Annotated in this window: 1 protein-coding gene; it reads left to right on the forward strand. The window is 36.5% G+C overall.

The features are described from left to right. Positions 1–203 precede the first annotated feature (203 nt). A partial coding sequence (locus KP705_RS17735) for a hypothetical protein (RefSeq protein ID WP_215765236.1) occupies positions 204–447 on the forward strand: 244 nt, incomplete at its 3' end.

Here is a 447-nt window from a genome sequence, read left to right on the forward strand (position 1 = left end):
CACTATGACAAGTCAAATATTGATTTCTATCTGCTACAATAAGTTTCCAGTACCCCACAAACTGAGGGTCGGAGATTGTTATGGATATGGTAAAGAAGGAAAAATATAGAGAAATAGAGAGAGAAGTACAGAGGCTTGAAAATCTGTTCAATATAAATGATGTGCGATAGAAGTCACGTTATGAGACCAAGGCTATTCGTTATATGTTTGGGAATGGGGTCGAGGTTTATTGCGGTTGGGAAAAGCCTTACGATATCATGACTTGTTTGCATGACCATTATATTGACCATTCTTTTCCTGTGAAGGATGTGAAAAGTTATAGAGATTATTTGCGTTGTCTTCCTTCGCATTCTTCTTTGTTTTTGGATTACATAGAAAGCAGGGGATATGGTTTTTTAAGATTCAACGAATATTTGAACGATGACGAGGATGATTTTTGTTACGAGT

The sequence above is a fragment of the Gluconobacter sp. P1D12_c genome, assembly GCF_018812105.1.
Taxonomy (GTDB): domain Bacteria; phylum Pseudomonadota; class Alphaproteobacteria; order Acetobacterales; family Acetobacteraceae; genus Gluconobacter; species Gluconobacter oxydans_A.